This window comes from Streptomyces sp. NPDC057099, from assembly GCF_042671245.1.
Taxonomy (GTDB): domain Bacteria; phylum Actinomycetota; class Actinomycetes; order Streptomycetales; family Streptomycetaceae; genus Streptomyces; species Streptomyces purpurascens.
Map to the genome: position 1 here is coordinate 1 of NZ_JBHUTX010000007.1, position 23,931 is coordinate 23,931.

At 70.6% G+C, this 23,931-nt stretch carries 23 protein-coding genes and 1 riboswitch; of the genes, 10 read left to right on the plus strand and 13 right to left on the minus strand.

Annotated elements, in window-relative coordinates:
• Positions 1-143 precede the first annotated feature (143 nt).
• The 3 genes from ACFT4A_RS12120 to ACFT4A_RS12130 form a co-directional block, all read right to left on the minus strand.
• Complete coding sequence (locus ACFT4A_RS12120) at positions 144-1,073, minus strand: 1-phosphofructokinase family hexose kinase (RefSeq protein WP_382828495.1); 930 nt, start codon at positions 1,071-1,073, stop codon at positions 144-146.
• A 128-nt stretch (positions 1,074-1,201) separates the two neighbouring features.
• Positions 1,202-2,413, minus strand: a complete 1,212-nt coding sequence (nagA, locus tag ACFT4A_RS12125; protein WP_382828497.1) for an N-acetylglucosamine-6-phosphate deacetylase — start codon at positions 2,411-2,413, stop codon at positions 1,202-1,204.
• Complete coding sequence (locus tag ACFT4A_RS12130) at positions 2,413-3,354, minus strand: ROK family protein (RefSeq protein WP_382828499.1); 942 nt, start codon at positions 3,352-3,354, stop codon at positions 2,413-2,415. Before ACFT4A_RS12130 ends, nagA begins: the two co-directional genes overlap by 1 nt.
• Before the next feature lie 134 nt (positions 3,355-3,488).
• Here ACFT4A_RS12130 and ACFT4A_RS12135 point away from each other — a divergent pair, with 134 nt between their 5' ends.
• Complete coding sequence (locus tag ACFT4A_RS12135; RefSeq protein ID WP_382828502.1) at positions 3,489-4,742, plus strand: ABC transporter substrate-binding protein; 1,254 nt, start codon at positions 3,489-3,491, stop codon at positions 4,740-4,742.
• A gap of 33 nt (positions 4,743-4,775) precedes the next feature.
• A complete protein-coding gene (locus ACFT4A_RS12140) occupies positions 4,776-5,021 on the plus strand; it encodes a DUF3263 domain-containing protein (RefSeq protein ID WP_382828504.1) in 246 nt (81 codons plus the stop codon).
• 106 nt (positions 5,022-5,127) lie between these two features.
• On the opposite strand, the gene otsB is transcribed toward ACFT4A_RS12140, so the two are convergent.
• From otsB to ACFT4A_RS12155, 3 genes are all read right to left on the minus strand, one after another.
• On the minus strand, positions 5,128-6,027 hold the full coding sequence (gene otsB / locus ACFT4A_RS12145; RefSeq protein ID WP_382828506.1) for a trehalose-phosphatase: 900 nt from the start codon (positions 6,025-6,027) through the stop codon (positions 5,128-5,130).
• Positions 6,028-6,081: 54 nt separating this feature from the next.
• Positions 6,082-7,470 (minus strand): trehalose-6-phosphate synthase, encoded by a 1,389-nt coding sequence (locus tag ACFT4A_RS12150; RefSeq protein WP_382828508.1) that lies wholly within the window; start codon positions 7,468-7,470, stop codon positions 6,082-6,084.
• A gap of 85 nt (positions 7,471-7,555) precedes the next feature.
• Complete coding sequence (locus tag ACFT4A_RS12155) at positions 7,556-8,500, minus strand: glucosyl-3-phosphoglycerate synthase (protein ID WP_382828510.1); 945 nt, start codon at positions 8,498-8,500, stop codon at positions 7,556-7,558.
• A gap of 155 nt (positions 8,501-8,655) precedes the next feature.
• Positions 8,656-8,812: riboswitch (SAM riboswitch) on the plus strand.
• 18 nt (positions 8,813-8,830) lie between these two features.
• Between ACFT4A_RS12155 and thrC the strand changes: the two genes are divergently transcribed.
• From thrC to ACFT4A_RS12185, 6 genes are all read left to right on the plus strand, one after another.
• Positions 8,831-10,117, plus strand: coding sequence for a threonine synthase (gene thrC / locus ACFT4A_RS12160; protein WP_382828513.1), 1,287 nt, complete (start codon positions 8,831-8,833; stop codon positions 10,115-10,117).
• Positions 10,118-10,219: 102 nt separating this feature from the next.
• Entirely contained in the window at positions 10,220-10,495 is a 276-nt protein-coding gene (locus ACFT4A_RS12165) for a MoaD/ThiS family protein (RefSeq protein ID WP_215120661.1), read from the plus strand.
• A gap of 448 nt (positions 10,496-10,943) precedes the next feature.
• Complete coding sequence (locus tag ACFT4A_RS12170; protein WP_003949956.1) at positions 10,944-11,147, plus strand: cold-shock protein; 204 nt, start codon at positions 10,944-10,946, stop codon at positions 11,145-11,147.
• Positions 11,148-11,480: 333 nt separating this feature from the next.
• Positions 11,481-13,103: a chaperonin GroEL gene (gene groL / locus ACFT4A_RS12175; protein WP_382828516.1), complete on the plus strand. Its 1,623-nt coding sequence runs from the start codon at positions 11,481-11,483 to the stop codon at positions 13,101-13,103.
• Between the two features lie 191 nt (positions 13,104-13,294).
• Positions 13,295-14,416, plus strand: coding sequence for an NADH:flavin oxidoreductase (locus ACFT4A_RS12180; protein WP_382828518.1), 1,122 nt, complete (start codon positions 13,295-13,297; stop codon positions 14,414-14,416).
• An 88-nt stretch (positions 14,417-14,504) separates the two neighbouring features.
• On the plus strand, positions 14,505-16,061 hold the full coding sequence (locus tag ACFT4A_RS12185) for a carboxylesterase/lipase family protein (RefSeq protein WP_382828520.1): 1,557 nt from the start codon (positions 14,505-14,507) through the stop codon (positions 16,059-16,061).
• Position 16,062: 1 nt separating this feature from the next.
• On the opposite strand, the gene ACFT4A_RS12190 is transcribed toward ACFT4A_RS12185, so the two are convergent.
• The 5 genes from ACFT4A_RS12190 to ACFT4A_RS12210 all read right to left on the minus strand — a co-directional run bounded on the left by ACFT4A_RS12190 (position 16,063) and on the right by ACFT4A_RS12210 (position 19,466).
• Entirely contained in the window at positions 16,063-16,632 is a 570-nt protein-coding gene (locus tag ACFT4A_RS12190; RefSeq protein WP_382828522.1) for a hypothetical protein, read from the minus strand.
• A gap of 13 nt (positions 16,633-16,645) precedes the next feature.
• Positions 16,646-17,317: a Uma2 family endonuclease gene (locus tag ACFT4A_RS12195; RefSeq protein WP_382828524.1), complete on the minus strand. Its 672-nt coding sequence runs from the start codon at positions 17,315-17,317 to the stop codon at positions 16,646-16,648.
• Between the two features lie 59 nt (positions 17,318-17,376).
• Complete coding sequence (locus ACFT4A_RS12200; protein ID WP_382828525.1) at positions 17,377-18,183, minus strand: hypothetical protein; 807 nt, start codon at positions 18,181-18,183, stop codon at positions 17,377-17,379.
• Between the two features lie 247 nt (positions 18,184-18,430).
• Positions 18,431-18,643: a DUF397 domain-containing protein gene (locus ACFT4A_RS12205; protein ID WP_382828528.1), complete on the minus strand. Its 213-nt coding sequence runs from the start codon at positions 18,641-18,643 to the stop codon at positions 18,431-18,433.
• A complete protein-coding gene (locus tag ACFT4A_RS12210) occupies positions 18,627-19,466 on the minus strand; it encodes a Scr1 family TA system antitoxin-like transcriptional regulator (protein WP_382828531.1) in 840 nt (279 codons plus the stop codon). The genes ACFT4A_RS12205 and ACFT4A_RS12210 overlap by 17 nt, the downstream gene beginning before the upstream one ends.
• A gap of 114 nt (positions 19,467-19,580) precedes the next feature.
• Between ACFT4A_RS12210 and ACFT4A_RS12215 the strand changes: the two genes are divergently transcribed.
• Both ACFT4A_RS12215 and ACFT4A_RS12220 read left to right on the plus strand, forming a co-directional pair.
• A complete protein-coding gene (locus tag ACFT4A_RS12215; protein ID WP_382829129.1) occupies positions 19,581-19,826 on the plus strand; it encodes a hypothetical protein in 246 nt (81 codons plus the stop codon).
• A gap of 131 nt (positions 19,827-19,957) precedes the next feature.
• Positions 19,958-22,021, plus strand: coding sequence for a hypothetical protein (locus ACFT4A_RS12220; protein WP_382828533.1), 2,064 nt, complete (start codon positions 19,958-19,960; stop codon positions 22,019-22,021).
• Between the two features lie 4 nt (positions 22,022-22,025).
• On the opposite strand, the gene murQ is transcribed toward ACFT4A_RS12220, so the two are convergent.
• Positions 22,026-22,958 carry an N-acetylmuramic acid 6-phosphate etherase gene (gene murQ, locus ACFT4A_RS12225; RefSeq protein WP_382828535.1) on the minus strand — a complete coding sequence of 311 codons (933 nt, stop codon included), beginning with the start codon at positions 22,956-22,958 and terminating at the stop codon, positions 22,026-22,028.
• 41 nt (positions 22,959-22,999) lie between these two features.
• Positions 23,000-23,914: a MurR/RpiR family transcriptional regulator gene (locus tag ACFT4A_RS12230; RefSeq protein WP_382828537.1), complete on the minus strand. Its 915-nt coding sequence runs from the start codon at positions 23,912-23,914 to the stop codon at positions 23,000-23,002.
• Positions 23,915-23,931 lie beyond the last annotated feature (17 nt).

The following is a 23,931-nucleotide window of genomic DNA, read 5'->3' on the forward strand; positions in this document are numbered from 1 at the left end:
GGTCCCCCACACCGCGTGGGGGACGGCCGCCGTCGTACGAGCGGAGAATGAGGTCAGCTCACTCGACGCGGCCCCACTCCAGGCAGCGAGTCGCCGTGCCGGCGCTTCTCGGTGGGCGAGCTGCTGTGGGCTTCGCCTGTGCCCTACGCCGCAGATGCCTCACTCGTCACGGTGACCCGCCCCAGCAGTTCCTCGTACAGGCCCCGGTCGAACTCCCCTGCGACCGGCGCCGAGACCGTCGCCGCCGACAGGGCGACCGCCCGGGCCAGGCGATCCGGCCAGGGAAGGTGCTCCACCAAGGCCGACATCAGGCCCGCGACCGCGGAGTCGCCCGCGCCTGTCGGGTTGCCTCGTACGAGGGTGGGTGGGGTGGCGCGCCAGCGGCCCTCGGGGGATACCGCCAGCAGGCCTTCCGCGCCGAGGGACGCGACCACCGCGCGTGCGCCCCGGCGGCGGGCGTCGTGTGTGGCGCGCAGTGGGTCGTGGGAGCCGGTGAGTTCTGCCAGTTCGTCGGAGTTCGGCTTGATGACGTCGGGGCGGGCGGCGACGCCTCGGCGCAGGGGTTCGCCGCTGGTGTCGAGGAGGACCGGGATGCCGGCGGACCGGGCCGTGCGGACCAGTCCGGCGTAGGCGCCGACCGGGACGCCCGGGGGGAGGCTGCCGCACAGGGCCACCGCCGAGGCGGACGCCAGCAGGTCCGCGTAGGCCTCCTGGAAGGCCGACCACTCGGTGGGGGTGATCGTCGGGCCCGGTTCGTTGAGCTGCGTGGTGTCGCCGGTCCGGTCGTCGGCCACGGCGATCGTGCGGCGGGTGGTGCCCGTGATCGGGACCAGCGCGTCCGTCACGTCCGGCACCGAGGCCAGAAGTCCCTGGACGACCCGGCCCGTCGCACCGCCCGTGAATCCCGTCACCGTCACCTCGTGCCCGAGCGCCGCGAGGACCCGGGCCACGTTGACGCCCTTGCCGCCGGGGCGTTCCGTCACCTCGGAGACGCGGTGGGAGGCGTGCGGCCGGAGGGACCGTACGCGGTAGGTGATGTCGAGAGCGGTGTTCAGTGTGACCGTGAGGATCACCTGGTCGACCTCCCCCGATACCGAGCCGTGCGCTTGCTGCCGTGAACTTCCGGAGGCTCGATCATGCCAAAGAGACGGCGGTCGGCCCAGTCCTGGACTCGGCCACCGTCGCTCGACTACGGGATAGATCAGTGCAGTTGGGGACCGACCACCCATTCGCCCCGGCGCATCACGCCCTTGAGGTCGAAGTCGGCGTCCAGGAGGACCAGGTCCGCGTCCTTGCCGGGTTCCAGGGAGCCGATGCGGTCGGACATGCCGAGCAGGCGGGCCGGGGTCGCCGAGAGAGCCTGTACCGCGTCCTCGACCGACAGGCCGTCGATCGTGACCGCCCGTTTGAAGGCGCGGTCCAGGGTGAGGGTGGAGCCCGCGATCGTGCCGTCCTCGACCAGGCGGGCCACGCCGTCGGCGACCTCCACCTCCAGCGGGCCGAGCCAGTAGCGGCCGTCGCCGAAACCGGCCGCGTCCATCGCGTCCGTGATGAACGCGACGCGTGACGAGCCCGCGTGGTGGAACGCCAGCCGGAGTGCGGCGGGGTGCAGGTGCGTGCCGTCGTTGATCAGTTCGACCGTGATCCGGTCGTCCTCGAGGAGTGCGGTGATCGGGCCGGGGGAGCGGTGGCCGAGGGGCGGCATCGCGTTGAAGAGGTGGGTGGCCACCGTCGCGCCCGCGTCGATGGCCTCGACCGTCTGCTCGTAGGTCGCGTCCGTGTGGCCGATCGCCGCGATCACGCCCTGTTCGGCCAGGAGGCGTACGGAGTCCAGGCCGCCGGGGAGTTCGGTGGCCAGTGTGACCATCCTCGCCTGGCCCCGGGCCGCGTCGATCAGCTTGCGGACGTCCGCGGGCCGCGGGTCGCGCAGGAGGTTCTCGGCGTGGGCGCCCTTGCGGCAGGGGGAGATGAACGGGCCCTCGAAGTGGACACCGGCGATCTCGCCCTGTTCGGCGAGTTCGCTGAGCAGGCCGGCGCGTTGGGTGAGGAAGTCCATGTCGCCGGTGACGGTGGAGGCGACCAGGGTCGTCGTGCCGTGCAGGCGGTGGGTGTGGATGCCCTTGAGGATGTCCTCGGCCGAGCCGGAGGTGAAGGAGGCTCCGCCGCCGCCGTGGTTGTGCAGGTCGACGAAGCCGGGGATGACGTAGTGGCCGGTTACGTCGATGACCTGGGCGTTTTCCGGGGCTGTGGTGGCGATGCGGGTGCCGTGGATGGCTACCTGGCCGTTTGTGACCGTTTCCGTGGGGAGGACGACGGTCGCGCCGGACAGGACCGTGGGCTGTCCGGTCGTCGCGGGGTGCGGGTGGGTGGGGGCTGGTCGCGCAGTTCCCCGCGCCCCTGGGGCGGTTGCCATCAGGTGGTTACCTCCGAACGGTCGGTCTGGTCGAGGAGATCCCAGGCCAGGAGCCCGGCGCCCAGACAACCGGCCGCATCCCCGAGCGCCGCGGGGACGATCGACGGCTGTTTCTGGAAGGTGATGCGGCGTTCGATGGCCTCGCGCAGAGGCGCGAACAGCGTCTCTCCCGCCTCGGCCAGGCCGCCGCCGATGATCAGGGTGCGCGGGTCGAGCAGCGTGAGGGCCGTGACCAGGCCGTCGGCGAGGGCGTCCACCGCCTCCTGCCAGACCGCCCGGGCCCGTGGGTCGCCGGATACGACGGCTTTCGCGCAGTCGGCCGCGTCCGCGTCGGGATCGCCCGAGGCCGCGGCCCAGGCCTCGCTGACGGCCGCCGCAGACGCGAAACGCTCCAGGCAGCCGTGCTGCCCGCACGGGCAGGGGGCGCCTCCGGGCCGTACGACGATGTGGCCGATCTCGCCCGCGAAGCCGTGCGCGCCCGACTCGACCCGGCCCTCGACGCCGATGCCGCCCGCGATGCCGGTGCCCAGCGCCACGAACAGGAACCGGTCGGCGCCCCGGCCCGCGCCGACCCGGCCCTCGGCGAGAGCGCCGGTGCGCACGTCGTGGCCGAGGGCGACCGGGACGCCCAGGCGTTCCGCGAGCGCGTCGCGCAGGGGGATGTCGCGCCAGCCGAGGTTCGCGGCGTAGACGGCGATGCCCGCCGCCTCGTCGACGATGCCGGGGACGGCCACGCCGGCGGCGGCCGCGGGCGTGCCGAAGTGCTCGGCGCCGTACGCGTGCAGCTCGGCGGCGAAGTCGAGGATGCCCGCGACGACGGCCTCCGGGCCCTGGTCGCGTCCGGTGGCCCGGCGGGACCGGTGCAGCACCTCGCCCCCGGGCCCGGCCAGAGCGGCCTTCATTCCGGTGCCGCCCACGTCCAGGGCGATGACATGTCTCACGGAACACAGTGTGACCCGGGGACCCGCGAGAGGTCTAGTCCACTCACGTGGTGTAGACCTTATTCCGAATATCGAAAAGTTTTCGGTGGCGGTGACGCCAGGGTTGGGGAAGTACAGCGGTGCAGCGGCAGCGGATGGCAGGAACGATCGCGGTGGTGTCCGCACTGGGCATGACGGTGGTCCTCGGCGGCTGCGGCGTGACGGGCGGCTCGGCCGACGTGACCCTGAAACTCGTCGCAGCCGACTACGGCGACAGCAAGGCCAACAGCTCCAAGAAGTACTGGGACAAGCTCGTCAAGGAGTACGAGGCCGAGCACCCCGACGTGGCGGTGGACGTCAGCGTCTACTCCTGGAACGACGTCGACCGCAAAGTCAGGGAGATGGTCGCCGCCGGTGACCCGCCGGACATGGCGCAGATCGGCTCGTACGCCGGATACGCGGCGCAGAACCAGCTCTACAAGGCCGACGAACTGCTCTCCATACCCGTGCAGGCCGACTTCGTCGGGCAGCTGGCCTCCGCGGGACAGGTGAAGGGCGTGCAGTACGGCATGCCGTTCGCCTCCTCCACGCGCGTGCTCTTCTACAACAAGGCCCTCTTCTCCGAGGCCGGCATCACCCCGCCGAAGACCTGGGACGACCTGGTCGACGACGCCGAGGCGCTCAAGGCGGAGGGCGTGACCTACCCGTACGCGCTGCCCCTCGGTCCGGAGGAGGCGCCGGCCGAGACCATGCAGTGGATGCTGAGCGGAGGGGGCGGCTACACCGACACCGTCGACAGCTACGGCATCGACTCCCCGGAGAACGTCGACACCTTCTCCTGGCTGAAGGAGGAACTGGTCGGCAAGGGCTTGAACGGGCCGGTCGCGCCCGGGCAGCTCAACCGGGCCGACGCGTACGCCGCGTTCGCCAAGGGCGAGGTCGGCATGGTCAACGGGCACCCGTCGCTGATGAACATCGCCGGGAAGAAGGGCGTCAAGTACGGCATGGTGCCGACGCCGGGCAAGGAAGGCACGAGCAAGTCCACGCTCGGTGTCGCCGACTGGATGACGGCCTTCCGCAAGAACGGCAACCGCGACCAGGTCGGCGACTTCCTCGACTTCGTCTACAGCGAGAAGAACGTGCTGGCCTTCTCCCGCGAGTACGACCTGCTGCCGGTCACCACCTCCGCGTCCGGGACCATGTCCGCCTCCGAGCAGGACCGGCACCTCAGGCCGTTCCTTGAGGAGCTGCTGACCTCCGAGCTCTACCCCGTCGGCAAGACCTCCTGGGCCGACGTCAGCGCCGAGATCAAGCAGCGGATCGGCAAGGCCGTCGCCCCCGGCGGCAGCCCCTCGGCCGTCCTGGGCCAGCTCCAGGCGGAGGCGTCCCGGGCGGAGGCCGCGGAGTAGGCTCTGTCGGTGGCGGGCGCTACGGTGCCGGGCATGGACGAGGACACGGGTGAGCAGGGGCTCGGGCGCCGGGAGCGGGACATCCTCGCGCTCGAACGCCGGGGCTTTCCCGGCCCCGGTGCGAAGGAACGGGCCGTGCGGGAGGAGCTGGGGCTTGCCCCTGTGCGCTATTTCCAGCTCCTCAATGCCCTGCTGGATGATCCCCGGGCCCTTGCCCACGATCCGGTGACGGTGAATCGGCTGCGGCGGGTTCGGGAACGGCGGCGGGCGGAACGCTGAGGGCCGTGGGGTGACCGGCCGTGGCGGGGTGCGGGTGCGTTGTGGCTTGTTGCGCCCACGCGGCGGAGCCGCAGATCGATACAGCCCCGCGCCCCTATGAGGCGCCTCAGCCGAGGCGGTCCGCCAGCGCGCTCAGCAGGCGTACGACGCCCTCCGGGCCGTCCACCACCAGGTCCGCCCGCTCCCGTAGTTCCGTCACCTCGTCGCTGCCGCTGCACACCAGCAGGCCCGGGGTGCCGTCCGTGCGGAGGCGGTCGACAGCGGAGAAGGCGGGGAGGTCGCCCAGGTCGTCGCCGCCGTAGAGGACGGAACCGGCGCCGATCTCGTGGGCGAACTCGGTCAGGGCGACGCCCTTGTCCATGCCGGGCGGGCGGAGTTCCAGGACCATGCGGCCGGGCTCGACGATCAGGCCGTGGCGGCCGGCCAGGCCGGTGAGCGGCTCGCGCAGCTGGTCCAGGGTGGCCTGCGGGTCGGCGGCCCGGCGCGTGTGCACCGCCACGGCCCGGCCCTTCTCCTCGATCCAGGTTCCCTGCGACGCCCCGAGCCGTTCGAGGAGTTCGGGCAGTTCCGTGCGGACGCCCGCGACTCCGGGATGCGGGGGCGGGGCGGTGATCTCGCCGGTACGGGCGTCCCACCGCTCGGCGCCGTAGTGCCCCAGGACGACGAGGTGCTCCAGGCCGGGCACGTCGGCGAAGCCGCCGTTGCGCACCGCGACCTCGGCGGGCCGACCGGTGATCACCGCCACGGCGGCGACCTTCGGCGCGAGCGCGGCCAGCGCGGGCACCGCCTCGGGGTGGGCCCGGGCCTTCTCGGGATCGGCCACGATCGGCGCGAGCGTCCCGTCGAGGTCGAGACCGATCAACGCCTTGTCCGGTTGCGCGAGGAGGGCCGCGAGGCCGTCCTGGCCGGCCTGTGTGGCGGGCGTCGGAACGCCCCCCTCGCCAGCGGGATGCCCTTCGGCCGCCCGCTCTCCCCGCGGGCTGTTCGGATCCCGCGAGTCCGTCATCGCCGCTCCCTTGTCCTCACGCCTACCGGGTCCGTGTGGCCGTCCATCCGCCGCTCAACTCCTCAACGCGTCGAGCTGGTCCACGAACCACTGCGCGGGCGGCAGCGCGGTCGCCGCCGCGGCCAGGCGTTTGGCGCGCTCGGCGCGTTCCTCCGGGCGCATCGAGAGTGCCTCGTGCAGGGCCGCAGCCGTGCCGGTGACGTCGTACGGGTTCACCGTGATCGCGTCCTCGCCCAGCTCCTCGTGCGCCCCGGCCTCCCGGGACAGCACCAGCGCGCAGCCCGCGTCGGAGACGACCGGGACCTCCTTGGCGACGAGGTTCATGCCGTCGCGGATGGGGTTGACGAGCGCGACGTCGGCCAGCCGGTACGCGGCCAGGGAGCGGGCGAAGTCGTCCTTGAGGTTCAGTACGACCGGGGTCCACCCCGGCGTCCCGTACGCGGCGTTGATCTCGTCCGCCAGCCGCTGCACCTCGGCCGTGTAGTCCCGGTACACGGCGAGGTCCTGCCGCGAGGGGTACGCGAAGGCCACGTGCACCACGCGCTCGCGCCACTCGGGGTGGTCGTCGAGCAGCTGCCGGTACGCCAGCAGACCGCGCACGATGTTCTTCGACAGTTCGGTGCGGTCGACGCGGACGATGGTGCGGCGGCCCTCGCCGATCTCCTCCCGCAGTGCGGACATCCGCTCCTGGACGTCCTTCTCGTGCGACCGCTTGCGCAGGAAGTCCGCGTCGGCCCCCAGCCCGTGCACACCGACCCGCGTGCCCCCGAGTCCGTCGGCGAACCGCTCGGCGCATTCGACGAACGCGTCCGCCCAGCGCCGGGTGAGAAAGCCCAGCCGGTCCGCGCCCAGCATGCCGCGCAGCACCTGCCCGGCCACGTCGTCCGGCAGCATCCGGAAGTACTCCGCCGGCGCCCAGGGCGTGTGCGAGAAGTGCCCGATCCTCAGGTCCGGCCGCAGCTCGCGGAGCATGCCCGGCACCAGCGTCAGGTGGTAGTCCTGCACCACGACCGACGCGCCCTGCGCCGCCTCCTCGGCCAGCGCCTCCGCGAACGCCCGGTTGTACCTCTCGTACGACGCCCACTGCCGCCGGAACTCCGCGTCGAAGACCGGCTCCAGCGGGGTCTGGTACAGCATGTGGTGGACGAACCAGAGCACCGAGTTGGCGACGCCGTTGTACGCGTCGGCGTGCACGTCGGCCGGGATGTCCAGCATCCGTACGCCGTCCTCGCCGACACCCTGCCGGACGGCCTCACGGTCGCCGTCGGACAGCGCGGAGCAGACCCACAGCGCGTCGGCGTCCGAGCCGATCGCGGAGAGCCCCGAGACCAGTCCGCCGCCGCCGCGTTTGGCGTTCAGCGAACCGTCCTCACCCACCGTGTAGGAGACCGGGCCGCGGTTGGAGGCCACCAGCACCCGCGCAGCACCGTACGTAGAAGCCATAGCCCTCAACCTAGCCCGGCCCGGAAACGCTCAAACGTACGGACCTGGAAGCCCCCAGGCCCGCCCGGCCGAAAAACAGCCCCGGTCAGGCGGCCTTCCGTGCCTGGTACTCGGCGATCTCCACCATCGGCGGACGCTCCTCGGTGTCCACGGAGTACGTCCGCGGCTCGAAGCCGTCCCCGCCCCGCTCGAACTGCGTCAGGGACGGCCGGATCAGATGCCCGCGGGCCAGCCGCAGCTGGGCCGTGCGGTAGATCGCGGCGGCCATCCGGCCCAGCGCCTGCCCGTCCTGGTGCCGGTGCTTGCGCACCCCGACGTCGACCTGGGCGAGGGCGTCCAGGCCCGCCAGGTGCAGGGCGTCGACCAGCATGCCCAGCTCGACGCCGTACCCGACGGGGAACGGCAGCTGCTCCAGCAGCGAGCGGCGGGCCGCGTACTCGCCGCCGAGCGGCTGCACGAAGCCGGCCAGCTGCGGCCAGTGCATGTTGAGCAGAGGCCTGGCCATCAGCTCGGTGACCCGGCCGCCCTGTCCGGCGGCGCCGCCCAGCGGACGGTCGTACATGGCCTTCACCAGCTCCACGCCCGGATCGGTGAGCAGCGGGCCCACGATCCCGGAGACGAAGTCGGACGAGAAGTCCCTGAGGTCCGCGTCGACGAAGCAGACGATGTCCCCGCGGGTGGCGAGCAGCGAGCGCCACAGCACCTCGCCCTTGCCGGGCACCGCGGGCAGCCGCGGGAGTATCGCGTCCCGGTGCACCACCGTCGCGCCCGCGGCCGCGGCCACCTCCGACGTACGGTCGGTCGAGCCGGAGTCGACGACGACCAGCTCGTCGACGAGCGGCACCTGCCGCATCAGGTCGTGGCGGATGACCGCGGCGATGTCGCCGACCGTCTCCTCCTCGTTGAGCGCGGGCAGCACGACACTGACCGTCTGCCCCGTGCGCTGCTTGGCGGCGAGTATCTGGTGGAGGGGGCGATCGGTCGCGGACCAGGAACGGGTGCTCAGCCAGCGCTCGACTTCTTCCAGCACCTTGGCGGCTCCTCTGCGTACTCTCGGCGGGACGGACTGTGAGCCATCTCGCGGTTCGGACGACTATCTCAACTGTCCTGGTCGTCGGTTACAGTCTTGAACAACGCGGGTGACCATCGCATGTCCGGGGTCAACCCACGTCGACAACCGAATACAGCTCATCCAGAGGGGCAGAGGGACACGGCCCGTTGAAGCCCCGGCAACCCTCCAGTCGGTACTCGTAGGTCACTGTCGACCCCACGCGCGAGGCTCCCGGCTCGGGAAGGTGCCAAATCCGTCTCACGGCGAGATGCGTCGTGAGGAAGATGAGGAGAAAGGGCCTCGCCTCACATGGCTGCGCAGACTGTTGCAAGCACCACCGAATCCACCGTAGACCTCGGCCCCGCCGCCGCCCTGAGCTGCCGCGAGTGCGGTCACCGCGTCCCCCTCGGCCCGGTCTTCGCGTGCCAGGAGTGTTTCGGCCCGCTGGAGATCGCCTACGACTTCTCGGCCTACGACACCGAAGAGCTCCGCAAGCGCATCGAAGCGGGCCCCGCGAACATCTGGCGCTACGCCCCGCTGCTGCCGGTCCCGGCCGACGTGGCGGACAAGCCGAACATCAACCCCGGCTGGACCAAGCTCGTCAAGGCCGACAACCTGGCCCGTGAGCTCGGCGTCGACGCCGGCAAGCTCTTCGTCAAGGACGACTCCGGCAACCCGACGCACTCCTTCAAGGACCGCGTCGTCGCCCAGGCCCTGGAGGCCGCCCGCGCCTTCGGCTTCACCACCCTGTCCTGCTCCTCCACCGGCAACCTCGCCGGTGCGGTGGGTGCCGCCGCCGCCCGCGCCGGCTTCCGCTCCTGCGTGTTCATCCCGCACGACCTGGAGCAGGGCAAGGTCGTCATGGCCGCGATCTACGGCGGCGAGCTCGTCGGCATCGAGGGCAACTACGACGACGTGAACCGTTTCTGCTCCGAGCTGATCGGCGACCCGGCCGGCGAGGGCTGGGGCTTCGTCAACGTCAACCTGCGGCCGTACTACGCCGAGGGCTCCAAGACGCTGGCGTACGAGATCTGCGAGCAGCTCGGCTGGCAGCTGCCGGACCAGCTGGTCGTGCCGATCGCCTCCGGCTCGCAGCTCACGAAGATCGACAAGGGTCTGCAGGAGCTGATCAAGCTCGGTCTGGTCGAGGACAAGCCGTACAAGATCTTCGGCGCGCAGGCCGAGGGCTGCTCGCCGGTGTCCACGGCGTACAAGGCCGGGCACGACGTCGTACGTCCCCAGAAGCCGGACACCATCGCCAAGTCGCTGGCGATCGGCAACCCGGCGGACGGGCCGTACGTGCTGGACATCGCGCGGCGTACGGGCGGTGCGGTGGAGGACGTGAACGACGAGCAGGTCGTCGAGGCGATCAAGCTGCTCGCGAAGACCGAGGGTGTGTTCGCGGAGACCGCCGGTGGGGTGACGGTGGGGGTGGCGAAGAAGCTGCTGGAGAGCGGGCTTCTCGACCCTGCCAAGACCACGGTCGTCCTGAACACGGGGGATGGGCTGAAGACGTTGGATGCCGTGGCCGGGACCGGGCTCACCGCGACCATCCGGCCCAACCTGGACTCGTTCCGGGACGCCGGCCTCGTCTGAACCGTTGTTCGCTGCGGGCCGGTGGGGGCTGGTCGCGCAGTTCCCCGCGCCCCTGGGTGCGCGGCCCAGCCGTAGCTTCAATCGAAACCGGAGGTCATTCCGATGAGCGTCACCGTTCGCATCCCCACCATCCTGCGTACCTACACCGGCGGGCAGGCCGAGGTCGCCGCCGAGGGCGGGAACCTCGGGGAGGTCATCGCCGATCTGGAGAAGAACCACACCGGGATCGCCGCCCGGGTGCTGGACGACCAGGGCAAGCTGCGCCGGTTCGTCAACGTGTACGTCAATGACGACGACGTGCGGTTCGAGCAGGGTCTCGAGACGGCGACTCCGGACGGTGCCGGTGTGTCGATCATTCCGGCCGTCGCCGGTGGCTGAACCGGTCGACCGGCTTGATTATTACCATCGGTAACGGCCGTCACTGAGCGTTCATTGAATTGCCCCCTCCGTGAGAGAAGCGGAGGGGGCAATTCTGTGTGATTGAGCGCGGTACAGTTGGGGAACGCGATCCCGATCCCCTGATCGGGCACCCTGAATTCCGGGCACGCGCCCGACAAGATGTAGCCAAAGTGTGTGCGCCTTTCGCCGCTTTTGCTCCCTTTGCGTGGCCCGACTTGCCCTGAAGTCAGGCGAATTCTCCCCACATTCCGGATCCCGCGCGTCCAGAATTCTCGTCCGATTGACCTGTTGCAGAGGGCAGTTGGACAGATACATTCGGCCGCGGTCGACGCGTTCCGGCGCACGCCCCCAATCCGTGGGGGGTGAGGTCTGACCCGGATCCGCGAAGTGCGGATCTGTGCAAGGGCCAGTAATAGGGGAGTTAGGCATGGCTCAGGGCACCGTCAAGTGGTTCAACGCGGAGAAGGGGTACGGCTTCATCGCGGTCGACGGTGGTGCGGATGTTTTCGTCCACTACAGCGCGATTCAGATGGACGGCTACCGCACCCTTGAAGAGGGTCAGCGGGTCGAGTTCGAGATCTCGCAGGGCCAGAAGGGTCCACAGGCCGACATGGTTCGCGTCGCTGCCTGAACGCGCGACCACGACAAACCGCAAGCGGCAGGTCTTCTCTGAAGGGCCCGTACCCCCCGGGGTGCGGGCCCTTCGGTCTGTCCGAAGGGCCCGCCGGACGCCGTTCGCGGGTGGCTGAGCGGCCCGCCCGATCCCTGGGAGGCGCTTGCACTCGCCATGCCCGAGTGCTAATCATTGCGTTAGCACTCTGAAGGTGAGAGTGACAACGTAAGGACCGGGTCGGTGAGGCCCGCAGGCCGGGTGGGGAAGGAACCACGAGGCTGGCGAGCCGTCCGTCGCGGGCGCGGGCGCGGTCCGAAGTAATCACCCCCAGTCCTGGAGGGACCACTTCACATGGCCAAGATCATCGCGTTCGACGAGGAGGCGCGGCGCGGCCTCGAGCGCGGCATGAACCAGCTCGCGGACGCCGTCAAGGTGACGCTCGGCCCCAAGGGCCGCAACGTCGTCCTCGAGAAGAAGTGGGGCGCCCCCACGATCACCAACGATGGTGTCTCCATCGCCAAGGAGATCGAGCTCGAGGACCCGTACGAGAAGATCGGCGCCGAGCTGGTCAAGGAAGTCGCCAAGAAGACGGACGACGTCGCCGGTGACGGTACGACCACCGCGACCGTTCTCGCCCAGGCCCTGGTCAAGGAGGGCCTGCGCAACGTAGCCGCCGGCGCCAACCCGATGGCCCTCAAGCGTGGCATCGAGCGCGCCGTCGAGGCCGTCTCCGCCGCCCTGCTGGAGCAGGCGAAGGATGTCGAGACCAAGGAGCAGATCGCTTCCACGGCCTCCATCTCCGCCGCCGACACCCAGATCGGCGAGCTCATCGCCGAGGCCATGGACAAGGTCGGCAAGGAAGGCGTCATCACCGTCGAGGAGTCCCAGACCTTCGGTCTGGAGCTTGAGCTCACCGAGGGTATGCGCTTCGACAAGGGCTACATCTCGGCGTACTTCGCGACCGACATGGAGCGTATGGAGGCCGTCCTCGACGACCCGTACATCCTGATCGCGAACTCCAAGATCTCCAACGTCAAGGACCTGCTCCCGCTCCTGGAGAAGGTCATGCAGTCGGGCAAGCCGCTGCTGATCATCGCCGAGGACGTCGAGGGCGAGGCCCTGTCGACCCTGGTCGTCAACAAGATCCGCGGCACCTTCAAGTCCGTCGCCGTCAAGGCCCCGGGCTTCGGCGACCGCCGCAAGGCGATGCTGCAGGACATCGGCATCCTCACGGGCGGCGAGGTGATCTCCGAGGAGGTCGGCCTCAAGCTGGAGAACGCCACGGTCGACCTGCTGGGCAAGGCCCGCAAGGTGGTCATCACCAAGGACGAGACGACCATCGTCGACGGTGCCGGCTCGACCGACCAGGTCAACGGCCGCGTCAACCAGATCCGCGCCGAGATCGAGAACAGCGACTCGGACTACGACCGCGAGAAGCTCCAGGAGCGCCTGGCGAAGCTCGCGGGCGGCGTGGCGGTCATCAAGGCCGGTGCCGCCACCGAGGTGGAGCTCAAGGAGCGCAAGCACCGCATCGAGGACGCCGTGCGCAACGCCAAGGCGGCCGTCGAGGAGGGCATCGTCGCCGGTGGTGGCGTGGCCCTGCTGCAGGCCTCCCAGGTCTTCGAGAAGCTGGAGCTCGAGGGTGACGAGGCGACCGGCGCCAACGCCGTGAAGCTCGCGCTGGAGGCCCCGCTCAAGCAGATCGCCGTCAACGGTGGTCTCGAGGGTGGCGTCGTCGTGGAGAAGGTCCGCAACCTCCAGGTCGGCCACGGCCTGAACGCCGCGACCGGTGAGTACGTCGACATGATCGCCGAGGGCATCATCGACCCGGCGAAGGTGACCCGTTCCGCGCTGCAGAACGCCGCCTCCATCGCCGCGCTGTTCCTCACCACCGAGGCCGTCATCGCCGACAAGCCGGAGAAGTCCGCCGCGCCCGCCGGTGGCGGCATGCCGGGCGGTGACATGGACTTCTGATCGACTCCCCGGGATTCCCCGGGTCGATCAACGGTCTTGCCGAGGGCGGCACTCCCTGTTCCGACAGGGGGTGCCGCCCTCGGGCGTGTGCGGGGTCACAGCGCGGGCGGGATGGCACGGGCGGACCGGGTGGTTGAAACGTACGTCCTATGCGTATGCACATACTGTCCGGTATCCGAAGGAGCCCCTGAGTGACCGTCGCCGCCTCCCGCGCCGCCGAAATCCTGTCCCGGCCCGTCACGCTCAACGGCCTGACCGTCCCGAACCGCATCGCGATGGCGCCGATGACCCGCATGTTCTCCCCGGGCGGTGTCCCCACCGAGGACGTCGTCTCCTACTACTCCCGCCGTGCCGCCGCCGGAGTCGGCCTGATCGTCACCGAGGGCACCTACGTCGGGCACGAGTCGGCCGGGCAGAGCGACAGCGTGCCGCGGTTCCACGGCGAGGAGCAGCTCGCGGGCTGGGCGAAGGTCGCCGAGGCGGTGCACGCCGCGGGCGGCACGATCGTGCCGCAGCTCTGGCACATCGGCATGGTCCGCAACCAGGGTGAGCCGCCCGTCGCGGACGCCCCGGCCGTCGGCCCCTCCGGTCTGCGCATCGGTGCTTCGGAGCCCACCGGCAAGGCCATGACCCAGGCCGACATCGACGCCGTCATCGGCGCGTTCGCCGAGGCCGCGGCCGCCGCCGAGCGCATCGGCTTCGACGGCGTGGAGATCCACGGCGCCCACGGCTACCTGCTCGACCAGTTCCTCTGGGAGGGCACCAACCGCCGCACCGACGCCTACGGCGGCAACTCGGTCGCCCGCGCCAAGCTCTCGGAGGAGATCGTCGCGGCCGTCCGCGAGACCGTGTCCGCCGACTTCCCGATCATCTTCCGCTACTCGCAGTGGAAGCAGGAGGCCTACGACGCCCGCCTCGCCGAGACGCCCGAGGAGCTGGAGGCCATCCTCGCCCCGCTCGCGGCCGCCGGCGTCGACGCCTTCCACGCCTCCACCCGCCGCTACTGGGTGCCCGAGTTCGACGACTCCGACCTCAACCTGGCCGGCTGGACCAAGAAGCTCACCGGCAAGCCCGCCATCACCGTCGGCTCGGTCGGCCTGAACGGCGTCGACTTCCTCAAGTCCTTCCAGGGCCAGGGCGCCGAGGTCAACGACCTCGACAACCTCCTGGACCGCTTCGAGCGCGACGAGTTCGACATGGTCGCCGTCGGCCGCGCCCTGCTCCAGGACCCGCAGTGGGCGGCCAAGGTGCTGGACGGCCGCTTCGAGGACACGGCCCCGTACGACCCGGCGGCGCTGAAGACCCTCAGCTGACCTCGTCATCTGAGGCTCTGGATTTGCTTGCGTCAGTCAAGGACACTGGCCGAACGCCTGTGCACCGGCCTTTCGCGAGGAGATCCAGATGACGACGACCGAGTCCCGCCCGTCGGCGGGTGGCCCTTCGGGGGAGCCCGCGCCGGTGGTCCGTACGACTGCCGGCGCGGTACGCGGCCGAAGGGAGGAGGGACTCGCCGTCTTCCGCGGCATCCCCTTCGCCGCACCTCCGGTGGGCGAGGCCCGCTTCCTGGCCCCTCGCCCGGCCGAACCATGGGACGGCATACGCGACGCCCACGCCTTCGGCCCGCCGCCCCCGCAGGACGTCGGCAGCCTCGGCGGGCCCGGTCTGTTGAACCTCCCCGAGGGCGACGAGTGGCTCACGGTCAACGTCTGGACCCCCGAAGCCGACCCGGCGGCCCGCCGTCCGGTGATGGTGTGGATCTACGGCGGTGCCTACAAGCTCGGCCACTCCGGCAGCCCCGGCTACGACGCCCGGCACATCGCGGCCGACGGCGATGTGGTCGTCGTGTCCCTCAACTACCGCCTGGGCATGGAGGGTTTCGCGTTCATCGAGGGCGCGCCCGCCAACCGTGGCCTGCTCGACCAGGTGGCGGGACTGGAGTGGGTCCGGGAGAACATCGAGGCGTTCGGCGGCGACCCGGACCAGGTCACGGTCTTCGGTGAATCGGCCGGCGCGGGCTCGGTCGCCTCGCTGCTGGCCATGCCACGGGCGGCCGGTCTCTTCCGGCGGGCGATCGCGCAGAGCGTGCCGGGGACGTTCTTCTCCGATGCCCTGGCCCGTGACATCGGTCTCGCCCTGGCCGCCGAGGTGGGGCTGCGCCCCACGGTCGCCGATCTCTCGACGATCGCTCCGCACCGGCTGACGTCGGCGGGCGAGACGCTGAGCGCCAAGATGCTCCAGTACGTCGACCGCTGGGGCCAGGCCGCTCCTACGGTCACGCCCTTCTCCCCGGTGGTCGACGGCGAGGTCCTGCCGACCACGCCGTGGCAGGCCCTGGCGGCGGGTTCGGCGAAGGACATCGACCTGCTCGTCGGCCACAACCGTGACGAGTTCCGCCTCTTCATCGCCATGTCGGGCCGACTGGGCCAGATCACCGACGAGCAGGCGACCTCGGCCCTTCGCCTGTTCGCCCCGGGACCCGACGGAGAGCGGGCCTACCGCGCCGCCTTCCCCGACGCCTCCCCGGGCGAGCTCTACGAACGCGTCCAGACGGACTGGCTGTTCAACATGCCCTCCCTGCACCTGGCCGACGCGCAGCGCGCGGGCGGCGGCAGCGCCTACGTCTACGAACTGACCTGGGCGGCCCCGGGCAGTGGCGGCGCGCTCGGCGCCTGCCACGGCCTGGACATCCCGCTGCTGTTCGGCACGTTCGGGGCGGACCTGGGCGCCCTGCTGTTCGCGGGCGCGGAGCCGTCCGAAGAGGCCCTGGCGCTGTCGTCCCGTTTCCGCTCGTCCTGGACGTCCTTCGCGCGGTCGGGGGACCCGGGCTGGCCGGCGTACGACGAGCAGGAGCGGCTGGTGCGGGTGCTGGACGCGGAGCCCGAGGTGAGGGCGTACCCGGAGGAGGCGTCGCGGCGCCTGTGGGAGGGCCACGACTTCCAGGCCCTGCCCCTGCTGTGAGCTACAGGTTGCCCATGGGCTCGATGTCGATCTTGACCGGCGTACCCCACACGCGCAGCACCTCGTAGTCGGTGAACTCGTGCACGAGCCGGTACGCCATGGCCGACCTGGGCGCCTTGCGCTGGGCGGCGATGTACAGCTCGGCCTCGCGGCGGTCCCGGCGCGGGGTGCCGCACAGCTGCCACGTCTGGCCGGTCCACAGCTCCGGCAGCCAGCGCTGCTGGGGCTGGGGGCGGTCACCGCTCACGCCGTAGCGGGACTGGACCGGGTCGGTCTGGGGCTGCTGCGGGGCGGGCCCGTTGAACTCGTTCCGGCGGGCCGTCCTGCGCCGGGTCTCGCACAGCAGACACAGGTCGGGGGCGTTCTCGTCGACGGGACCGTTCGGGTGCTCGGGGCATCGCGTACTGGGCGCCGCTCCCGTGACGCTCTCGTCCAGCAGGTCCAGGGCCCGCTTCAGATCGGCCCTGACCTCGTGCAGTTTGCCGTCCGGGGTATCGGAGGTGAGGGCTTCCCCGTGCTCACCGAGAAGACGGAGGGCACGGCCTAGGGCGGTGAGCTGGGCGTGGTTCATGGGTCCATTGTCGCTAGTCGGCGTAGTCCTTGAGTTCTTCTGTGTCCAGAGTGAAGCCGAGAGGATCGGGCAGTTCGACCGGGGTGCCCCAGGAGTGAGAGGCCTTCTGCTGGTACCGGCCGTCTTCGGGCTCGCTGTACACGACGACCGTGTTGTTGTCGCGGTCGATGAGCAGGTAGACGGGGATCTCGACGGCTGCGTATCCGACAGGCCTGTCGATGCGGTCTCGCTGGTTGGTGTCGCGGTCGTGGGAGGTGATCTCGACAGCCATGAGGATGCCGTTGGACGCTGACCACTCACCGTGGCCTTTGAAGTGCCCCCGTCGTACGAGTGCTCCATCGGCCCGGGCACGGCCTTTGCGATAGGCCTCGGTCCGGACGCCTCGCTCGTGATGGAGGCGCAGGTCGGGCCGATGCTGCAGGCACTGCTCAAGCAGCCACATGTGAATCTCGCTGTGGTTGCCGTCCGGCATCGCCTTGACCTCTAGTTTTCCGTTGATGTATTCGAGCCGCACGGTCTCCGGGGCGCGGCGTTCCAGCTCTTCGAAGTCCTCGACGCTGAGCGGGTCCTTCGTACGGACGCGACCGTCGACGTACTCGAGCCGCACGTGGGCCGGGGCCACCTCGGCCAGGTCCTCGAAGTCCTCGATGGGCATCAGCGGGCGGTCAGCGGTACCAGGGGTCATGGTGGTGCCTCCTCCCTTCCATCGTGCCCCGGGGGAGTGACGTCGCACCGTAGGAGCCGTCATGTGTGTGCCTTCTCCTGACGTTGTTGGAACAGTGCGGCCCGGATCTGGGCTGCGTGGTCGTGAACCGCGGGGGCGGACAGAGGTGCAGGGGGTTGTGCGGGGGCGCGTTCGCCCCGGCAGGCGCTGCAACGGCCCCCTGGCAGGGACTCCGGGCGCCCCGGAGCGCCGCAGTTCGCGCACTCCAGGACCCGCAGGGGCGGGCGTGGGGCGGGTGGTGGTGGGAGTTTGCTGGTCAGGCGGTTGCGGACCAAGGCGGCGGGGTGATGGACGGGCGTCGGCAGGCCGGCGGTGAGCGCACGCAGTACGGCGTCCTCCGAGGCGCCCCGCGCGAACCAGTCCGCCACGAGTGGGGCGAGCGTCGCGCAGTCCGCCTCGGAGAGGGACAGGACGGATGCTGTGCGGCCGAGGGCGGCGAGGAGGATGTGGGCCCGGGAGCGGGTGGGGCGCGCTGCCTGCCGCGGTACGTCGCCGCGGGTGAAGGCCGCCCACCAGTCGTCGTCCCAGGCCGTACGGGACCACCACGAACGGGTGATCCAGCGGGAGCTGCCGTCGTCGGCCGTCAGGCACTCCCGGCCTCGGCGCAGGTGGCCTGCCCCCTGGAGGCGGTTGAGGGCGGTACCGAGGGCGCACTGTCCGTACGGGAGCTGTTTGGCCAGCGTCTTCACGGAGATGTCCGCGCCGTCGGGGAGCCGGTCGAGGTAGGCGGCGATGGCGGCTTCGCGGGGTGGGAGGTGTGCGAAGTCGTGCTTCGTGCACGGGAGTTGGTCGGGGGCGGTGCGTTTGCCGTAGCCCGGGCTTGCCATGGGGTGCGCGGACGGGCGGGCAGCACTAAAGTTGGCTTCATCCATGGGATCGGTCTCGCGATCTCGTTGGTAAGCCCCCGCAGGTGTTGGCGCACCGGGCGGGGGCTGTTGCTTGTCCAGGAACGTTAGAGGCTCGTGACTGTCCGTGGCAAGCCGGACGCGTCAAGTCAACACGCGGGGTGGGAGGGCGGGTTGAGGCCCTGTACCCGTTCCTTGAAAAGAGGGCTCGAAGCCCGGGTCCCGAAGCTCAGGCGGTCCCGTTCTTGAGGTTTGAGACGAACGCGGCCCACGCCGTGGCCCGGAACACGAGCTTCGGGCCGGAGGGGTTCTTCGAGTCGCGGACGGGGGTCAAGGTGGGGTGGCCGACGGCTGTCTCAATGCAGTTGCCGCCGTCGCCTCCGCTGTAGCTGGACTTGCGCCAGGCGACCTCGCCCAGGTCATGCTCAGTGATGCTCCTCATGAGCGTAATCCTGCGCCATCCCCTCGATCAGGGCCAGGGAGTTCCCGGGCGAAAGTGCGCAGGCAGCGAGGAGTTCGTAGGTGAACCTCTGGTGTTTCACGACGGCTGGATCGTCCTCCAGGCGTCCGGTGCCGACCCCTTCGAAGTAGACCAGCGGCGGGGCGTCCTCGAAGTCCATCAGCTTGATGGCGCCCTGCATTGCCGCGTGGGCTCCCGCAGCGAAGGGCAACACCTGCACGATGATCCGTCCCCGGCGGGCCAAGTCGGCGATGTGGCGCAGGATCTCCGCCATCACCTGAGGCCCGCCTGTCACGCGTCGCAGGGCGGCCTCGTCAATCACCGCCCACAACAAGGGCGCTGTTGGATCGTCGAGGAGCTGTGTGCGCACCATCCGCGCGGCCACCAACCGCTCGATCGCCTCCTCCGGCGCCGTCGGCTGATAGGCGCGGCAGACGGCCCGCGTGTAGGCGGGCGTCTGGAGCAGGCCGGGGATCAGCAGCGGCGTGTACTCCCGAATCGCCGTCGCTTGCGCCTCCGCCTCCGCCGCCTCCGCGAAGTGCTCCGGATACTTCGACTTCGCCGCCGCCCCGCAGTTCCGCTGGAAGAAGTCCCCTGTCCCCAGCTCCTCGTCCAACAACCGCGCGTACTCCCGCTGCAACCTCCGCGTACCCGCCTCCAACTGCCCGATGAACGACCCGCTCGCGAACAACCGCTGCCCCAACTCCTCCTGGCTCAGGCCGGCCTTCTCGCGGGCGTGGCGGAGTTCGGCGCCCAGCAGGGCCCGAGGGGAGGAGGACGGGTCGAGGTCCCTGGGGCCGGGCATGGGCAACTCCCTGTCGTACAGATCGGGTTGTTGGACCGCCGTATCTGGCCAGGCTAGAGCCGCTTCGGACACGCTGTGTGGTGCATCACAAACTCAGCGTGGAGGTAGCGAGACGTGCGCTCGACCGAAGAGATCGTGAAGTCGCTGCGGGACGCCCTCGCCGGAGTCGGGGTCGTGCTGCCCTCCCTCGGTGTCGACCCGGTGACCGGCGCGAGTGACGAGCCGTTCGCCCTGGTCGATCTGGGGCGGTGCAACGTGCGGACGGCCGAGCATCTGACCGACGTGCTGCGCTCGCTGCCGACGGGGGAGACGCTGCGCGCTCGGGTACGCCAGGTCAACCGTGAGACAAAGTCACGGTGAAGTAATGGTGTCTGACAGATGTACAACCATTCGCCCACCAGTGCCGTCGAACAGGCGTATCGCGCTACATACCGGCGTTCGCCCCACCGCGCGCCATCCGGATGACACGTCCTTTCCCAGAAAGACTCCCCATGACGTTCCGTTGGCTGTGCGGTGTCCTGCGCGTGCGCGGGAAGACCGACCTCTTGCTCGTGTTCCTGTTCGCCGCGGGATTCGCCGCCCTGCCCGTCTTCGCGCTGCTCCCGTCGCTGTGGGGCTTCGCCGCTGCCTCGGCCGTGACGTACGCCGTGGACGAGGTGCTGCACACGCGCTCGCCCGCGTTCGTGCGGCGGCTGGCCGCGTTGCAGTTGACCCGGACGATGCGGTTCGCTGTGCGGACGGTGATGCTGCTCGCCCTGGCGGAGCGGATGGACGCGCCGGGCGCGGTGCTGGTGGCCGCGCTGGCCGTGCTCAGCGCCCACTTCACCCTGGTGATCATGTTCACGGCGGTGCATCACGCCATCCGGCGGCGGCGCTTGCTCCCGGTGGTGGTGCGCAACCTCGACATGAGCGAGGCGGGCATTCCGCAGGCCCCGCCCGCCCTCCTCTACCGGCGGTTCCTGCGCAAGCTGCTGCATCTGGACGTGCCCGCGCACGCGGGGCTGCTGGTCGCCCTCGCCACCGGCTCGTCGTACCCGGCGGGCATCGGCTTCGCGCTGACGGCCGGGCTCGCGGTCGCGGCCGTGGCGGCGCTGCTCGGGCAGTTGCGGCGGGCCCGGCGGATGCCGTCGGGGGACGAGATGATCGCCGAGGTCAACCGGCAACTCGCCGGGTACCGGCCGGAGGTGGCGCTGTACTTCAGTTTCGCGTCCGTGTCCCGGGACTTCATGTACCAGGTCAACATGTGGATCGAGACGCTGGAGCGGCTCGACCGGCGGCCGTTGATCATCCTGCGGGAGCGGGCCTCGTTCCGCTATCTGGGCCGTACGCGCATCCCGGTGCTGTGCCTGCCGAAGGCCGATGACGTGGCGCAACTGGAGATGCCCGAGCTTCGGGTCGTGCTGTATCCCGGGAACGCGGGCAAGAACGTGCACATGCTGCGCGTCGCCGAGGCCAAGCACGTGTTCATCGGGCACGGCGACAGTGACAAGCTCGCCAGCAGCAACCGGGTGAGCAAGGTGTACGACGAGATCTGGGTCGCGGGGAAGGCCGGGCGCGATCGCTACCAGCGCGTGCGGCACGCCATCAGCGACTCGGCGATCGTCGAGGTGGGCCGTCCGCAGCTGTCGTCGATCCGGCTGCACGCCGACCAGGTGCCCGGGCCGCTGCCGACCGTGCTGTACGCGCCGACCTGGGAGGGCTGGAGCGACGACGACTGCCACACGTCCCTGATCCCGATGGGCGTGCCGCTGGTCGAGAAGCTGCTCGCCGAGAACGTACGGGTCCTCTACAAGCCGCATCCCCTCACCGGCAAGCGCTCCCGCGCGGCGGCCGAAGCCGACCGGGCGATACGGGAGTTGCTGCGCACCGACAACGAGCGACGGGACGCCGAACTCGCCGAGGCCGCCATCGACGCCGCCCGGCCGAGGCTCGCGGAGATCCAGGCCCGGCTCGCCGAACTGTCCGGGCGGCTCCCCGGCGACGACGCCCAGCAGACGCGCGAGGCGCGGGTGCCCGAGCGGGACGGGGAGGCCGAGTGGCAGGAGCTGCGCGCCGAGTGGCACCGGATCTTCTGGGAGAGCCGGGGGGCGGTGCGGCACCAGGTGGTGCTGAAGCAACTGCCCACGCTGTACGACTGCTTCGACCAGGCCGACATCCTCGTCAGCGATGTGTCGTCGGTGGTCGCGGACTTCGTGGCCAGCCTCAAGCCGTACGTCCTGACCAACGCGAACGACCTGAGCGACGAGGAGTTCCGGGCCGCCTACACCACCGCGGGCGGTGCCTACCTCCTCGACCGGGACTGCACCCGGCTCCCGGAGATCCTGCGCTCGGTGCGCGACCCGCGTCACGACACGATGGCGGCCGAGCGCCGGGTGCTGAAGGAGTACGTGCTGGGTCCGGACCGTCCGACCTCGATGGAGCGGTTCAACACGGCCGTCAACGCCCTGGCGGAGAAGGCCACGGCTGAGCAGGCGACCGCGGTGCGGGCGACGGTGGCCGGTGGGGCGGAGGCCGGGCGGCTCGGGGAGGAGCCGCGGGTGGTTCTGGGGGCGTGACGGCTCAGCCGGTCCCGGCCAGGGCCGCCCGCAGACGGCCGTCCGACTGTTCCAGCAGTCGGGCCGCCGTCGGGCCGTCCACGTCGGCCAGGATGGTGAGGATGGCGTTCTTGACCTCTCCGTCCGTGGCCTTCAGGGCTCGTTCGATCTCCTCGTCGGACGCGCCGGTGGCGAGGGCGACGATGCGGTGGGAGCGGGCGCGGAGTTTGTCGTTCGACGCGCGGACGTCGACCATCAGGTTTCCGTAGGTCTTGCCCAGCCGGATCATCGTGATCGTCGAGATCATGTTCAGGACGAGCTTCTGTGCCGTACCGGCCTTCAGGCGGGTGGAGCCGGTGAGCAGTTCGGGCCCCACGACGATCTCGATGCCGTGGTCGGCGGCGGCCCCGAGCGGGCTGCCGGGGTTGCAGGCGAGGCCGACGGTGAGGGAGCCCCGGGTGCGGGCGTACTCGACCGCGCCGATGGCGTACGGCGTGCGGCCGGAGGCGGAGATGCCGACCACCGTGTCGTCGGGGGTGAGGCCGAGGGTCTCCAGTTCGGTCCGGGCCAGCTCCCGGGAGTCCTCCGCGCCCTCGACCGAGGTGACCATGGCCTGCGGGCCGCCCGCGATCAGGCCGACGACCCTGGACGGGTCGGTGTTGAACGTGGGCGGGCACTCGGAGGCGTCCAGGATCCCCAGCCGGCCCGCCGTGCCCGCGCCCGCGTAGACGAGACGGCCGCCCCGGGCCATCCGCTCCGCGACCGCGTCGATCGCGGCGGCGATCTGCGGCAGCCGCGCCGCGACCGCCCCGGCCACGGTGGCGTCCTCGCCGTTCATCAGCCGCGCGATGTCCAGGGTGGGCAGCCGGTCGATGTCCGCGAGCTCCGGCCGGAAGGCCTCGGTGGTCAGGGACTCCAGCTCGGTTCTGAGGTCCCGGGGGTCGGAGGTGGAGGTCATGACGGCTCTTTCCGTGCTTCCCGTGTCTTTGTCGGTGTGCTTCAGGAACGGTGCCGGTGGGCCAGTGCCTCGTACGACGCCGAGAGCGCCGGCGCCGCCGTGTCGTACGTCCGCTGCGCCACCCCTACGAACAGGCAGTCCACCACAAGGAGCTGGCCGGTCCGCGACGACATCGCCGCCGGACGCAGTTCGCTCTCCCGGGCGGTGGACGTGGTGAGGATGTGATCGGCGTACTGCGTCACCGGGCCGTCCGGGCGGCCGGTGATCGCCACGGTCGTCGCGCCGCGCTCGAAGGCGACCCGCAGCGGCTCGATGACGTCCCCGGTCGACCCCGAGTGCGTGATGGCGATCGCCACGTCACCGGCCCGCAGCTGCACCGCGTTCGTCACGGCCAGATGCGGGTCGCTGTGGGCGTGGGTCATCAGCCCTATGCGCAGCAGCTTCTGCGTGAGGTCCTGGGCGACCAGGCCGGACGCCCCGACGCCGTACACATCGGTGCGCCGGGCCGCGACCAGCGCGGTGACGGCGGCGCCCAGCTGGACGGTGTCGAGCCCGGCGGCGGTGTCGGCGAGGGTCTGCTGTTCGTCGTAGGCGAGCTTCGCGACCACGTCGGCGATCGGGTCGTCGACCGCGATGTCCGTCGTGATGGCCGGGGCCCGGCCGGACTGCTGCTGGGCGGCGAGGCCGGCGAGGGCGAGGCGCAGGTCCCGGTAGCCCGGATAGCCGAGCAGCCGGGCGGTGCGTACGACGGTCGCCTCGCTGGTGCCGGTGAGTTCGGCGAGGCCGGTGACCGTGAGGGCCGCGCAGCCGGCCGGGTCGCCCGCGACGGCCTCGGCGACGCGCTGCATGGAACGCGTCATCGACGGGGCCAGGGTGCGGACCTTGGCCGCGAGGGCGGCGGGGGCGGGCGGGGTGCCGAGCGAGCCGACGAAAATTTCCTTCACTCTTCGGGTCACCACTGAAAGATATTTTC

Excerpts from the sequence above, each read along its gene's own strand:
- ACFT4A_RS12210 (WP_382828531.1), bottom strand. The coding sequence starts at position 19,466 with ATGCCCGGCCCCAGGGACCTCGACCCGTCCTCCTCCCCTCGGGCCCTG.
- thrC (WP_382828513.1), top strand. The coding sequence starts at position 8,831 with ATGGCTGCGCAGACTGTTGCAAGCACCACCGAATCCACCGTAGACCTC.
- nagA (WP_382828497.1), bottom strand. The coding sequence starts at position 2,413 with ATGGCAACCGCCCCAGGGGCGCGGGGAACTGCGCGACCAGCCCCCACC.
- ACFT4A_RS12140 (WP_382828504.1), top strand. The coding sequence starts at position 4,776 with ATGGACGAGGACACGGGTGAGCAGGGGCTCGGGCGCCGGGAGCGGGAC.
- ACFT4A_RS12205 (WP_382828528.1), bottom strand. The coding sequence starts at position 18,643 with ATGAGGAGCATCACTGAGCATGACCTGGGCGAGGTCGCCTGGCGCAAG.
- otsB (WP_382828506.1), bottom strand. The coding sequence starts at position 6,027 with ATGACGGACTCGCGGGATCCGAACAGCCCGCGGGGAGAGCGGGCGGCC.
- ACFT4A_RS12165 (WP_215120661.1), top strand. The coding sequence starts at position 10,220 with ATGAGCGTCACCGTTCGCATCCCCACCATCCTGCGTACCTACACCGGC.
- ACFT4A_RS12185 (WP_382828520.1), top strand. The coding sequence starts at position 14,505 with ATGACGACGACCGAGTCCCGCCCGTCGGCGGGTGGCCCTTCGGGGGAG.
- ACFT4A_RS12200 (WP_382828525.1), bottom strand. The coding sequence starts at position 18,183 with ATGGCAAGCCCGGGCTACGGCAAACGCACCGCCCCCGACCAACTCCCG.
- ACFT4A_RS12190 (WP_382828522.1), bottom strand. The coding sequence starts at position 16,632 with ATGAACCACGCCCAGCTCACCGCCCTAGGCCGTGCCCTCCGTCTTCTC.
- ACFT4A_RS12220 (WP_382828533.1), top strand. The coding sequence starts at position 19,958 with ATGACGTTCCGTTGGCTGTGCGGTGTCCTGCGCGTGCGCGGGAAGACC.
- groL (WP_382828516.1), top strand. The coding sequence starts at position 11,481 with ATGGCCAAGATCATCGCGTTCGACGAGGAGGCGCGGCGCGGCCTCGAG.
- murQ (WP_382828535.1), bottom strand. The coding sequence starts at position 22,958 with ATGACCTCCACCTCCGACCCCCGGGACCTCAGAACCGAGCTGGAGTCC.
- ACFT4A_RS12150 (WP_382828508.1), bottom strand. The coding sequence starts at position 7,470 with ATGGCTTCTACGTACGGTGCTGCGCGGGTGCTGGTGGCCTCCAACCGC.
- ACFT4A_RS12170 (WP_003949956.1), top strand. The coding sequence starts at position 10,944 with ATGGCTCAGGGCACCGTCAAGTGGTTCAACGCGGAGAAGGGGTACGGC.
- ACFT4A_RS12135 (WP_382828502.1), top strand. The coding sequence starts at position 3,489 with ATGGCAGGAACGATCGCGGTGGTGTCCGCACTGGGCATGACGGTGGTC.
- ACFT4A_RS12195 (WP_382828524.1), bottom strand. The coding sequence starts at position 17,317 with ATGACCCCTGGTACCGCTGACCGCCCGCTGATGCCCATCGAGGACTTC.